Here is a 13,016-nt window from a genome sequence, read left to right as displayed (position 1 = left end):
CTACTAAGTAAACAACTTTGCGAGGTGTAAGTATGTGGCAGAATATAGGTCGTTTACTGGAATCAAACTTAGGATTTTCAGCAAAGATAAACGAAAAAATCCACCTTTCTAGTGGCGATATTCATCATACATGGAAAATTTATTATGGTGAAACGCCAGTTTTTGTGAAATCTAATTTGCGTGAATTTCTGCCTAATTTTAAAAATGAAGCAGAACAACTCGAAATGTTGGCAAAAAGTCAAACCATTCGAACACCTCGGGTTCTTGGTATCGGTAATAGTAAAGATGCCAGTTTTCTACTCCTTGAATTTTTGCCTGTTCAACCATTTACACCTCATAGCGCCTACTGTTTTGGACAACAACTAGCAAGACTACATCAGTGGGAAGATCAACCTAGCTATGGCTTTGATTTCGACACCCAAATCGATACAACACCTCAACTCAATAGCTGGGAAAAACGCTGGAATCACTTTTATTCTGAAAAACGTATTGGTTTTCAGCTACAACTAGCTTCCGAGAAAGGCATGATTTTTGGGGATATCGACGAGATAATTCAAATCATCAATCATCGCCTTGCTGATCATAATCCACAACCCTCTCTGCTTCACGGCAACTTATGGCCTAAAAACTGTGCTGCGATTGGTCAATCAGAAGGTACAGTATTCGATCCTGCTTGTTATTGGGGTGATCGAGAGTGTGATATCGCGATGTTACCACTTTGCACAGCAGTGCCTGCGAATATTTTCGATGGTTATCAAAGCGTTTGGCCATTATCAGATAAGTTTTTATCACGTCAGCCTATTTACCAACTCTATTTCTTCCTCAACCGTTGTAATTTATTTGGGGGCGAAGAAAATTATTTAGAAGTCAGAAAAATAATTGATGACCTATTAGCAACACCTTAATAGGAAAAGAAAGAAATAGCTCTGAGATTAAGATACGTAAACTAAAAAATATAACCTCGCCAGATTCAGTTGTGCGAGGTTTATTTTTCCCTTCAGTTAATATCAATGAACCGTCCTCGTTCACTTTAAAGCAGTATTACCATCCTAAAAATTTCATCAAGAAATAACCTATTGCAATAACAACTAAAGGTGACAGATAAAGCACCATAATTTGAGTAAAGATAGTATGTCGCGGTAATTTGATATTTTGTTGCAACTCCTCAGCCGTCACACCACTTTTCATTGCACGTTCGATAATAAGCTGATCTTGTATATTTTCTTTCAAATATTTCACTTGGCGATAAATTCGTAATCCTGATGCGCTGAATGCTAAACCAATAAACATAAAAAGAAAAATGACAAAAAAAGTGATATTTTCTTGGCTAAATCCCATTTGAGTATTAGGGATAGGTGAATTTCTCCAGAAAAAACCTAAAAAAGGTGTGTTAAATTGCACCATTTCCGCTAATACACGAAAAAAGTCATTAATTACGGCATTTACACCATCACCACTTGGGCGTTGTATTGCAGCCAACCCTGTCAATGATACGGCTGTCGAAATAAAGGCAGGAATAAAAATAAGCCAGCCAAGTACACGCTTTAAAATGGCATACAATCCTGCATATTGATAACTCATCACATCCTCACTAGTAGAATTCGTCAATATTTATCTGTTTTGTTTATCGTAGTCTAATTAACGGCTAATACGACAATAAATTAATAGTAGCTATTCTCTCTATTTATTTTACAAAATAAATAAGAAACTGATTAAAAAGATTTTCCTTGTAACTCTTGCTACAATCGCCACTCGACAACATAGACCTTATTTATGGAGAGTAACATGTCTTTTAAATTCCCTATTGAAGCTGCAATATTTGATATGGATGGTTTATTAATCGACTCTGAACCATTTTGGCAGCAAGCAGAACATGAGGTCTTTGCTGAATTAGGCGTCGATTTATCCCTTGCATCGGCAATGCCCGATATGGTTGGGTTAAGAATAAATGAAGTCATTGATTTATGGTATAGAGCATCACCTTGGCAAGACGTTTCAAAACAAGAAGCAAAACAAAAAATGGTTTCTCGTGTTGTCAAATTGGTTGAAGAAACAAAGCCACTATTACCGGGTGTTGAATATGCCTTAGAGCTTTGCAAATCATCGGGGTTAAAAATTGCACTTGCTTCAGCATCTCCTGATTTTATGCTTGAGCGTGTACTTGAGTTGTTTAATATTCGTCATTACTTCTCAGCCGTCGTGTCTGCTGATGAATTACCACACAGCAAACCACACCCTGAGGTTTATCTAAACGCAGCTAAAGCACTTAATCTTGATCCTATCCACTGTGTCTCATTAGAAGATTCTCGCAATGGTATGATTGCTTGTAAAGGCGCAAGAATGCGCTCTATCGTTGTACCAGCAACAGAACAATTTAATGATAAACAATGGGGCTTAGCTGATGTAAAAATTGCATCACTCAATGAGCTAACACAACTGCATTTATTAGGCTAATTTCCATAAATAAAAAGGATATCTTGCCTTGTCAGATATCCTTTTTGTTCTATTTTTAATGTTTATCGCCTCGCGAACCATTTTCTACTTTTAAGTATTCCTTTTATATATTTTGCTTACTGCCATTCGCTGTTATCTCACTTTTTAGTTTCTTATCCTAAATTCGATCATTTTTAAATCAATCAAATAAAATATCCCCGTTATTCCTTAATATTTAAGACAATTTTTATCTTTTTTGTCTGTTAGTTATCGTCAAAACCTTTTATACTTCATTACTGTATAAATGAACAGCAAACGAACAGATATGGAATGACAGCAGAAGGACATCTACTTTTTTCTGTGGCAACACTTGTGTTAGCACAGAAGCTTGAAATAACGCCAGCTCTTGCTGATGGTGATTGGTTTCACATGATCCCTGCTGTCTTATTAGGCTCACTTCTACCTGATTTAGATCACCCTGGCTCTATTCTCGGACGATTATTCCGTATTATTTCTCTGCCGCTATCAAAGCTCTGTGGTCATCGAGGTTTTACGCATAGTTTACTTGCGTTTTGTGGTTTAGCTATTTTGTGGGAAACCCAAGTTTCACCACGTTGGGATATTTCTGCCGATATCTTCCATGCCCTTTTATTGGGTTATCTTAGTCATCTCATTGCAGATATGTTAACTCCCGCTGGCGTTCCTTTCTTGTGGCCTTTGAAAATACGTTTTGCATTACCTATTTTAGGTAAAAAGAATAATAAAAAAGGCGAGAGATTTATCTCTGTTTTGATCCTTGTTGGCGCACTTTTTTTACCTCCACACCTTACTGTTACACTGCCTTCGCAAGTCAACAACTGGTTACAGATGTACCACGATAAGCGCACTAATTTTTAACACCCCCTGACAAAACCCTACATTTTTCTATTTATTTATAAATTCTTACATCTTTTTATGCCTACTTTCCTTGTTTTTATAACCAAACGATTATATAAAATAATAATTAATTATAAAAAGTTATTAACAATCCTGTTACCATATAACGAATTGATGCTGTTATATCCTTTCTTATTACCTAAGAACTCATATCGCATCCAATCGTTGAAATTATATAAATAAAGATCTCGTTGGAGAGTTAAGATGAATTTTCCGTTAATCATTAACGTACTCGTCTTTGTTGTGCTATTACTCATCTTGGCTAAATTAAGTCAACGTCAGTGGAGCCTTTCAAAGAAAGTTCTTGTTGGTTTAGTTTTTGGTGTCGCTTTTGGACTAGCACTACACGCATTTTATGACTCACACGATCCTATTATTAAAGAATCTATTCTTTGGTTTAATATCGTGGGCAATGGCTATGTACAGCTGTTACAAATGATCATTATGCCATTAGTATTTGCCTCTATTCTTAGTGCTGTAGCTCGTTTGCATCAAGCATCATCACTAGGAAAAATCAGTGGCCTAACTATTGGTACACTGTTATTTACCACCGCTATTTCTGCCTTAATCGGTATTGTTATTGCTAACCTATTTGGCTTAACAGCAGAAGGCTTAGTACAAGGTGAACAAGAATCACAGCGCTTAATTGCGCTTGAACAAAATTACATGGGCAAAGTTTCTGACTTAACGATGCCACAGCTTATTTTGTCATTTATTCCTAAAAATCCATTTGCTGATTTAACAGGTGCAAGCTCAACATCGATTATTAGCGTTGTTATCTTTGCAACTTTCTTAGGCATGGCTGCATTGAAATTACTCAAAGAAGACCAGCCTCGTGGTGAGAAAGTTTTAGCCGCGATTGATTGCCTACAATCATGGATCATGAAGCTGGTTCGCATTGTTATGATGCTAACACCTTATGGTGTAATGGCTCTGATGACTAAGGTTGTTGCAAGCTCAAATATGCACGATATCATTCAATTAGGAAGCTTTGTTGTTGCCTCTTATGTTGCTATTGGCTTAATGTTTGTTGTTCATGGATTACTGGTCAGCTTCACGGGTTTAAATCCTATTAAATTCTTCAAAAAAGCGGGACCTTTATTAGCATTTGCATTTACAAGCCGCTCAAGTGCTGCAAGTATTCCGTTAAATATTGAAACTCAAATTAAACGTGTTGGTGTACCTGAATCTATCGCAAGCTTCTCATCGTCTTTTGGTACAACCATTGGTCAAAATGGTTGTGCGGGTATTTACCCTGCGATGTTAGCTGTCATGGTTGCGCCTACCGTGGGAATTAACCCATTAGATCCAATGTGGATCGCAACTTTAGTGGCTATCGTGACTGTTAGCTCTGCTGGTGTTGCTGGCGTGGGTGGTGGTGCAACATTTGCAGCCCTTATCGTTTTACCTGCAATGGGCTTACCAGTGACATTAGTTGCTCTGTTAATCTCAGTAGAGCCGTTAATTGATATGGGACGTACAGCATTAAACGTTAGTGGCTCAATGACAGCGGGTACAATCACCAGTCAAATTATGGGACAAACGGACAAAGCAGTCTTCAACCAAGATGAAGAAACTGAACTTACCGTAAAATAAACGTTATCTACCTCTATTGATAAAGCCAGTTCATTTGAACTGGCTTTTTTTTGTATCTATATTAAGTTACCTATCTTCTATCTATGCAATTCACCAATATCAATAAAAAACCTATAAATATAACAAGGTAAAATCGTGCAAAAAATTATGCGAGTTTTACGTAAACTCTATAAATATGAAAATAGCCAATATGAACCAGAACGCCAAGTTTCACTGTATCCCCTTGATGTTCTTTCAGACAAAGAACAAACCTTGTTATCTGAGGCCAATTGGCAACCTAATATCATAGAAAAATTTGCTGATCACACTGATGTTATTTCGAAATTAAATAGCTTAAAGAATGATCCATTACTCACCCAAAAGCGTTGCTTAGATGCTTTTGTTGCGGGTGTTGGAGGCAGTTATCTTAGAGGTCGTTCTGTTCTAGGGGCTTTTCATAAATTACAAAATCTGCCATTACATAATTATGAAGAAAAACCTCAATATGCCTGCTGTTGGGTTTGTAGTGATGGGGATCAGCAAAAACATATTAATGACAGCTATTTTCAATATTGCCTCTATTACGGTAATTCTTATACGGGCAATCCTTCCTATGCTTACTTGAATTTAAAACATCTACTGACCGTCGCTCCAGTCAGTCCAACACTCGCAGATAAAGAGATCTTTAAGCAATTACTCCATTTATTACGCCAAGCTCCTGAAGATGAAACTCCGGGTAAGTTTGAAAAGCGGTTAAATGAAGCTAAATTAATTTCTGGTGATAAATATACCAAACGAGGTATTTTGCACTCACTTGCCTTAGTTGGTGTTATTCCCAATGCCTATATTCCATTATCTTTGGATCATTGGGCTAATTTCGGCGATATTACCATTGCAGAAAATCAACTTAATAACACAAAAGGTCGCTCTGATATGGAAATGCCGTGGGCGGGCTGGAAAGGCAGTCTTAAAATTGATGAGGAAAAAATGGTGACATACTTTGGCGAGTATTTAGATTAAAGCCCTATTCTTCACAAATAGAAAGCGCCCAATACTTTCATATTGAGCGCTTTAATTTTTTGAGAGTTGGCGATTAAACTCTCAATCTTATTTCAGATACTCACCATTGCGCAGTGCTTCAATACGCTTATCTAATGGCGGGTGAGATAAAAATAACTCGCTGAATGACTTATTACGGCCATTAATACAGAAAGCCATCATGCTACTTTCTTCTTGCGGCTCGTAACTCGTTTTCAAACGTTGTAATGCAGCTATCATTTTCTCACGGCCAACAAGCTTTGCAGAACCAGCATCCGCATGGAATTCACGATAACGAGAGAACCACATTGTAATAATGCTGGCAAGAATACCGAATACAATTTCCAGAACCATTGAAACTCCCATATAGACCCATGGGTTTCCATTGCTATTTTCACTCTCTTCATCATTAGAAATAAAGTTAGCAACAAATTGAGCGATGATACGAGAAATAAAGATAACGAAGGTATTCACAACACCTTGCAGCAAGGTCATGGTTATCATATCACCATTAGCAACATGGCTAATTTCGTGGGCAATAACCGCTTCTGCTTCATCACGGCTCATACTAGCTAACAAACCAGTACTCACGGCCACCAGCGAAGCATCACGACGAGCACCTGTCGCGAACGCATTAATATCAGGTGCGTCATAAATTGCTACTTGTGGCATTTTAATACCGACTTGTTCAGATTGTCGTCTTACCGTATCTAATAACCAACGCTCTACTTCTGAAGTTGGGTTTTCAATAACTTGACCACCCACTGAACGTAATGCCATCCATTTTGACATTAATAGTGAAATGAATGCACCACCAAAGCCAAATAAGCCTGCCATGATCATCAAGCCTTGAACACTACGACCTTGTATACCTGTTAAAGATAAGATGATCCCAAAAACAAACATAACGGCTAAGTTTGTTAACAGGAATAAAGCAATTCTCATCATATTGATACTGTTCCTATTTTATCTAATTATCACATTGCTAAAGCTGTCTTATAAATAAGGCTTTTTCAGATTTTATCAAGCCTTTTAACTTATTTAATATTAAAAACGATATAACTTTACATTTTGATAAAAAAATAGCCAGTGAACACCTAATATTAGGCATCATTTAAAACTTAAGTATAAAGTGTGATTAATAATAGATGATATGAATTTTCTGTTTTGTCGAACGGAAGGAATTTATTTAAGAAAGGCTTGTATTGTTTAATATCATAACAATGGGTTTACCATAAAAAAACAGCGCAAGTTGGCATATAGACGCCATCTTTTACGATAATCGATAGACCAGCTATCTCTGTATTTTTATGCACGACTCACAATGTATGCAAGTCGTGCATCTGATACGAGCAATAAACTCAATTAACGCTATAGATTACATTTTAAAACGATATGTTGTTGTCATAGAGCCAGACAATGAGTGAGCTCGTTGTGAGTGACCATCATAAAGTTTTGGTGTGGTATAGTCGTTTTCTTGCTGGTGGTGCCAGCCAATACCACCGCTTAAAGAAACAGAAAGATTCGCGGTTGGTTTCCAGTAGCTAAATAAACCAAACTGTCCTTGTTTTAATCTTTCGCCAGAATAGCTGAATTCACTATAGTTGGTACGCGCGCCAATAGACAGCTCTTTGCTAACTCTGTATTCAGCTTCCAATGCACCCATAACCTCACCATCACGTACATAGTCGATATCGGCGTAAGCTGGTGAGTTAAAGCGTCCACGGGTATTACCAATTGGGTTACGAGCAAATTGACCAACACCATTAGCTTTTTCTGCATCGGTATACGTCACGCCTGTACGTAATGTCCATGGTGACTCAGGAATGCGCCATTCCATAGTACCTGCAAAGTGCCATGCGTCATTATCAAAGTTACGTTTACCCTTATTGGCATCACTTAATGTACGTTTACCATCACTGCCGTAATCATGATAATAAACAACACCGCCAACAGTAACATCTGAGGTTAATTTATATTTTGCTTCTAAACCATGTTGACGGAATACATCATCCGCTTGACCATAGAAATAAAATACTTTTAACGGTTTGGAGTTGTAGTTAATGCCACCCGTAAGAACATGATCGATATTATGTCTAACACCATTACCATCACTGAAATACATTCTGTCGATATTTGGGCTATCACGACGCATTACTTTTCCGTCAAGGAATAGTAAATCTAAGCTCCAGTCGCCCATTGCTGTATTAGTTGCATAACCATTGTAGCTGTTTAATGATAAACGCTGTGAGTTTGTAAAAATACCGGTATTTTTCAGTGTAAACCACCCTGCTTTACCGTTAATTAATACAGGATCTAAATCGAATTTAACTTTTGCAAAACGTTGACCAATTTTGTTATAGCCTTTTGCATCGCCATCATCATTATATAAAATTGCACGAGAGGCGAAGTCTTTACTTGCACCTAATTTGATACCACCATAATAAGAGACATCAAATCCTAGAATGCCACCTAAATAACCTGATCTGAAATCAGCTTGGAAGTTTTGCCCCCAAGCATTAGCAACTTGCTTTCTGTAGCGTTGCTCTTCTTTATCAAAACGGTTTTCAGTTTTCAAGTATTTCCACATATTGATTGTAGAAAGTTCAAGTTCTGAATCTGAAATAAACGCACTTTCTTTAATTGAGTCTTCCCAATTCGCAGCATTAGCAGCGCTTACCGCTAAGAAGCAAGGAGACAACATAAACAATACTATTTTTTTTACTTTCATTTAAATGCAACCTGGTTAATAAATATTTGAATTAAGTTATACTGACTTATATTCAGCAAGTTTAATAAAACACCATTTCTTTATTTAGCTAAAAAATAACCTTTGATTAAATTTATAGTTGCACCATTTTCAAGCAATAGAGTCATTTTTTGGCGTAAAAAATCCAATATGGATATCTCACCATATTTATATTCACTTATTTTTTTGCAATAAAATCCTATAAGCAAATTATAGATTATTTGCCTTTAGTCATTATCCCTTACGTAGAGAACCTTACTCTGAAAATATATTATTTTAGTTATGATATGTTGCTCTAAAAATATATTTTTGAACTTATAGAATAAAGATAACTCATCATTTAGGTAAGATTTTAGCTAACGCGTCAATATCCAAAAATGACGCAAATATTTCATAATCTGTATACTATAGTAATCTTATGTCAATTTTAGAGATCATTGTCACAACATGTTACATTTATTACAATAGATATGCCTTCAAATGAGATCTTAATCACAATAAATAATCCCTTTATCTTTTCATTCCACTTATTAGATAAGAAACTCACTTCTTATCTAAAAATTAACCTAGTATTCTCTCTATAGCTTACAAAACTTATTCAAGATATATTTCGAATTAAAAATTAAGTGACATAAAGTAAAATTTAAATATCCATTTATTAATAATTATTTATATTACTGGTAACTTAATATAGTGAATAACTAAAAATATGAAGGGTCCTATCCAAGAAGATATTATTGGTTTTGTTAAGAAGATTTTTGATGAAAAGCCTGATGAGCATTGATTGGCAATGATAATCTTATATCTTGATCAATATAAATACAAAACCCCCCAGCAATTGGTTATCCAACTATTGGGGGGTTACTTTAAGTATCCGTTGTTATAACTGATAACTTAATTTAATAATTTCTTAGGCTTAAGCACTTTTGAGAGATCAACCGCGATTGCAGCAGTTTCATCTAAATAAGGATCTGGCCCCTCATAATCCTTAGGCAAATCATCGAGTGATTTCAACGCAGGCTTACCCTCTAATTTAAAACGCTCATTAATGCGGTTTAATTTAATGGCTTCCAGCTCTTTGTTTTCTTTCTCTCTTTCAGCGAAGTTTAAGATAACAAATTTATCTTCACCTTTTGCTTTAGCATCGTTATAACGCTGAATATCAGTAAAGATGTATGAAAACTCTCTGTCATTTGCAATACGCTTAGTATGCTGTTCAGTTAATGGTGCTAACGCCGCTTTCAGCTTGTCTGAATACTCAGATAGCTGATAGCTTGCTGGAGAGATACTATCCCAAGGCAATGCGTTATCTTCAAAACTTTCACCCATTTCAGCACTATCAAAGCTTGGTAACAGCAAATCAGGTGTTACCCCTTTAAGTTGAGTACTACCACCATTAATTCGATAGAATTTTTGAATAGTGTATTGCACTGAACCTAAACCAGGCCAATCAGGGCTTAGCATTTGATCGTAAACACGGGTTAATGGGCGATATTGCTGAACTGTTCCTTTACCGAACGTTTGCTCACCGACAATTAATGCTCGTCCGTAGTCTTGCATTGCAGCAGCAAAAATTTCAGAGGCAGAAGCACTAAAGCGATTCACGATAACAACCAGTGGCCCTTTATAATACACGACATCATCTTTATCGAAATCTTGTCGTACACGACCATTATTATCTCTGACTTGCACAACGGGACCACTTGGAATAAATAATCCTGAAAGTGAAATCGCCTCGGTTAATGCTCCACCACCATTGCCACGCAAATCAATGACTAAAGATGAAACATTATCTTTCGCCACTTTTTGTAACTGTGTTTTTACGTCATTGGTTAAGCCAACATAGAAGCTTGGAATATCCAAAATTGCAACTTTATCACCGTTAATTACTTTTTCAGTTAGCTTAACAGCTCTGTCTTCTAAACGGATTTGCTCTCTGACTAAAGTGATTGTTCTTGGTTTAGCGCCTTTCTCATCAGAAATAACTTCTAATTTTACTTGGCTACCTTTCGGCCCTTTAATCAAAGCAACGATATCATCAAGTCGCCAGCCGACAACATCAACCATCGTTTTATTTTGTTGCCCTACAGCAATAATTTTATCGCCAACTTTCAACTCTTTGCTTTTTGCAGCGGGACCACCCGTTACCATAGAGTTGATCATAGGATAATCATCATCCATCTGTAATACAGCGCCAATGCCTTCTAAGGATAGACTCATTTCAGAATCAAAGGCTTCGGTATTTCTTGGTGATAGATAACTTGTATGAGGATCAATTTCGCGGGCGAATGCCGACATAATGATTTGGAAAACATCTTCGCTTTGGCTTTGCGTTTGACGACGTAATGCAGCTTTATAACGCTTAGTGAGTGTCTCTTTAACTTCGCTATCTGTTTTTTCAGATAGTTTCAGCGTTAGCCAATCATATTTTACTTTTTCATCCCAAAGTTTATCTAGCTCAGCTTGAGTTTGCGGCCACGGCGCTTTTGTTCTATCTAACTCAAACTTATCTTGACCAGTTAAATCTATGGGTTTATCTAGGCGGTTTAAAGCATATTGAAAACGTTCAAAACGTCTTTTTTGCGCTAAATTAAAAAGATCATAAAGGGGCTGAAGCTCACCTTTTTTCAGATATTCACCTACTTTGGTTTTTTCTTTATCAAATTGGGCAATATCTGATGCTAGCAACACATTGTGGCTATAATCTAATAAATTAAGATAGCGATTAAAAATCTTTTCAGAAAAGCTCGCATCTAGCGAGAACTGACGGTAATGAGAGCGTTCAAAACGAGAGGTTACTCGCTCGCTCACGGTAGAATGCTGTGGCTCTTGCTTTAAGTCGGGTAACTGATCAATAGTTACCATTGCTGGAGTGGCTGGTTTTTCAGCCATCACAACAGAAGTGCCTGTTAACGTTAATCCGATTGCAAAAGCCACATTTAAAAGTTTGTTCATGCTCTGGTTGGCCTCCGTATCAGAACTTTAAATGTTCCGTGCGTACATTCATTGCCAAACCGTTAGGCAATTGTACACGTACACCCTCTTTCGCTATCTCTAGCACTGTCGCGTCCATCACGCTGCTACCAACGTTAACTTTCAGCGATTGACCTACAGTAAGAACTGATGTGTCTTTCACTGGAATTAACTTTTCAGTATTTTGGCGTGGTGGTGCTTTACGAGGTGCTTGAGTCGCTTTTTGAGGACGAGGCTGCCGTTTTTCACCCTCTTTAGGTGGCTGACGACGCGTATTATTTGGCTTTTTCGCTGCCGGACGTTTGCTGGTCTCCTTATCACCTTCAGCTTCGCGCTTCTTAGCACGTTGTTCTGCTCTCTGAGCTTGAACGCGCGCCTTAGCTTCTGCTAATTGTGTACGAGCATGTTCAATATGCTCAGCTTCCAGTTCGCCGCAGTCATTACCATTCAAATCGACACGTTTTGCTCCTTCTTTAACTCCATAAAGGTAGCGCCAACTTGAGGTATATAAGCGTAATGCCGAACGTAACTGTGTTTTACTCAGTTGAGTTTCATCTTTTAGATCTTCAACAAGATCTTGAAAAATGCCAACTTTCAAAGGGCGAGCTTCGCCCTCAGCAATAAAACACTTAGGGAAACGTTCAGCTAAAAAAGCGATGATTTCTTTACTACTATTCAACTTAGGTTGATTTTCCATGAAATTTCCTGATTACAACGGTTTTGCCAACCAGCGCAGGCATGAACAAGCGACATTATAATAGTGTTGCCAACAATTTCTATGGCAAACGCCTGTTAACTTACACAAAATTCACAATATTTTGCTGTATGACAAGTTTTTAAATGCTCGCAGAGCACGTCACACAACGCTTTAAGCCCATTTTCATCTTTTTTATCAAAACGATCAAAAATAGGACTATCAATATCGAGAACGCCGATAATTTGTCCATTTACTTCTAACGGGAGAACAATTTCAGACTGACTTGCACTGTCACAAGCAATATGACCACTAAATTGGTGAACGTCGCTTACTCTTAAAATTCTGTTTTCAGAGTATGCAGTTCCGCAAACTCCTTTCCCAAAACCTATTCTGACACAAGCAATTTTGCCTTGAAATGGGCCAAGGACTAATGAATCACCATCATTAAGATAAAACCCAACCCAATTTATCGTATCTAACTTCTCGTAAAGAAGCGCGCTGGTATTAGCAAGTGATGCGATAAGATCATTTTCACCAGACAACAAGGCTGACAAATTATCAGTGAGTTCCTGATAAAAAAGCGATTTTGGCATCATTAAACCCTATTTGCGTAAC

The 13,016-nt window shown here is 37.2% G+C and carries 11 protein-coding genes; 5 read left to right on the top strand and 6 right to left on the bottom strand.

Annotated elements, in window-relative coordinates; translation table 11 throughout:
- Positions 1–32 precede the first annotated feature (32 nt).
- Complete coding sequence (locus JEP71_RS00260; protein ID WP_109372525.1) at positions 33–905, top strand: fructosamine kinase family protein; 873 nt, start codon at positions 33–35, stop codon at positions 903–905.
- Between the two features lie 136 nt (positions 906–1,041).
- Here the strand turns inward: JEP71_RS00260 and JEP71_RS00255 are convergent, their stop codons facing one another.
- The gene (locus JEP71_RS00255) at positions 1,042–1,581 is read right to left on the bottom strand and encodes a YniB family protein (RefSeq protein ID WP_109372526.1); all 540 of its coding nucleotides are present in this window, start codon (positions 1,579–1,581) and stop codon (positions 1,042–1,044) included.
- A gap of 204 nt (positions 1,582–1,785) precedes the next feature.
- Between JEP71_RS00255 and hxpB the strand changes: the two genes are divergently transcribed.
- The 4 genes from hxpB to JEP71_RS00235 all read left to right on the top strand — a co-directional run bounded on the left by hxpB (position 1,786) and on the right by JEP71_RS00235 (position 5,964).
- A complete protein-coding gene (gene hxpB / locus JEP71_RS00250) occupies positions 1,786–2,454 on the top strand; it encodes a hexitol phosphatase HxpB (protein WP_198625548.1) in 669 nt (222 codons plus the stop codon).
- A 309-nt stretch (positions 2,455–2,763) separates the two neighbouring features.
- Positions 2,764–3,330: a metal-dependent hydrolase gene (locus JEP71_RS00245; protein WP_198619647.1), complete on the top strand. Its 567-nt coding sequence runs from the start codon at positions 2,764–2,766 to the stop codon at positions 3,328–3,330.
- A gap of 243 nt (positions 3,331–3,573) precedes the next feature.
- Positions 3,574–4,965, top strand: coding sequence for an L-cystine transporter (locus JEP71_RS00240; protein ID WP_198619648.1), 1,392 nt, complete (start codon positions 3,574–3,576; stop codon positions 4,963–4,965).
- A gap of 135 nt (positions 4,966–5,100) precedes the next feature.
- Complete coding sequence (locus JEP71_RS00235; RefSeq protein ID WP_311747382.1) at positions 5,101–5,964, top strand: hypothetical protein; 864 nt, start codon at positions 5,101–5,103, stop codon at positions 5,962–5,964.
- Positions 5,965–6,051: 87 nt separating this feature from the next.
- Here the strand turns inward: JEP71_RS00235 and htpX are convergent, their stop codons facing one another.
- The 5 genes from htpX to JEP71_RS00210 form a co-directional block, all read right to left on the bottom strand.
- On the bottom strand, positions 6,052–6,930 hold the full coding sequence (htpX, locus tag JEP71_RS00230; RefSeq protein ID WP_088495802.1) for a protease HtpX: 879 nt from the start codon (positions 6,928–6,930) through the stop codon (positions 6,052–6,054).
- A gap of 430 nt (positions 6,931–7,360) precedes the next feature.
- Positions 7,361–8,713 (bottom strand): OprD family outer membrane porin, encoded by a 1,353-nt coding sequence (locus JEP71_RS00225; RefSeq protein WP_198619649.1) that lies wholly within the window; start codon positions 8,711–8,713, stop codon positions 7,361–7,363.
- Positions 8,714–9,625: 912 nt separating this feature from the next.
- Positions 9,626–11,686: a carboxy terminal-processing peptidase gene (prc, locus tag JEP71_RS00220; RefSeq protein ID WP_109372531.1), complete on the bottom strand. Its 2,061-nt coding sequence runs from the start codon at positions 11,684–11,686 to the stop codon at positions 9,626–9,628.
- 19 nt (positions 11,687–11,705) lie between these two features.
- The gene (proQ, locus tag JEP71_RS00215; RefSeq protein ID WP_023582406.1) at positions 11,706–12,401 is read right to left on the bottom strand and encodes an RNA chaperone ProQ; all 696 of its coding nucleotides are present in this window, start codon (positions 12,399–12,401) and stop codon (positions 11,706–11,708) included.
- 95 nt (positions 12,402–12,496) lie between these two features.
- Positions 12,497–12,994, bottom strand: a complete 498-nt coding sequence (locus tag JEP71_RS00210) for a GAF domain-containing protein (protein ID WP_088495806.1) — start codon at positions 12,992–12,994, stop codon at positions 12,497–12,499.
- Positions 12,995–13,016: the final 22 nt, after the last annotated feature.

The organism is Proteus sp. PR00224, from assembly GCF_016238105.1.
Classification (GTDB): Bacteria; Pseudomonadota; Gammaproteobacteria; order Enterobacterales; family Enterobacteriaceae; genus Proteus.
Note: the sequence above shows the minus strand (reverse complement) of the source record. Positions and strands in the feature narration are given on the sequence as shown.

What these genes read in the sequence shown, in the direction of transcription:
- JEP71_RS00255 (WP_109372526.1), bottom strand. Translation starts at nt 1,581, where the DNA reads ATGAGTTATCAATATGCAGGATTGTATGCCATTTTAAAGCGTGTACTT.
- JEP71_RS00245 (WP_198619647.1), top strand. Translation starts at nt 2,764, where the DNA reads ATGACAGCAGAAGGACATCTACTTTTTTCTGTGGCAACACTTGTGTTA.
- JEP71_RS00225 (WP_198619649.1), bottom strand. Translation starts at nt 8,713, where the DNA reads ATGAAAGTAAAAAAAATAGTATTGTTTATGTTGTCTCCTTGCTTCTTA.
- hxpB (WP_198625548.1), top strand. Translation starts at nt 1,786, where the DNA reads ATGTCTTTTAAATTCCCTATTGAAGCTGCAATATTTGATATGGATGGT.
- JEP71_RS00260 (WP_109372525.1), top strand. Translation starts at nt 33, where the DNA reads ATGTGGCAGAATATAGGTCGTTTACTGGAATCAAACTTAGGATTTTCA.
- JEP71_RS00240 (WP_198619648.1), top strand. Translation starts at nt 3,574, where the DNA reads ATGAATTTTCCGTTAATCATTAACGTACTCGTCTTTGTTGTGCTATTA.
- htpX (WP_088495802.1), bottom strand. Translation starts at nt 6,930, where the DNA reads ATGATGAGAATTGCTTTATTCCTGTTAACAAACTTAGCCGTTATGTTT.
- prc (WP_109372531.1), bottom strand. Translation starts at nt 11,686, where the DNA reads ATGAACAAACTTTTAAATGTGGCTTTTGCAATCGGATTAACGTTAACA.
- JEP71_RS00210 (WP_088495806.1), bottom strand. Translation starts at nt 12,994, where the DNA reads ATGCCAAAATCGCTTTTTTATCAGGAACTCACTGATAATTTGTCAGCC.
- proQ (WP_023582406.1), bottom strand. Translation starts at nt 12,401, where the DNA reads ATGGAAAATCAACCTAAGTTGAATAGTAGTAAAGAAATCATCGCTTTT.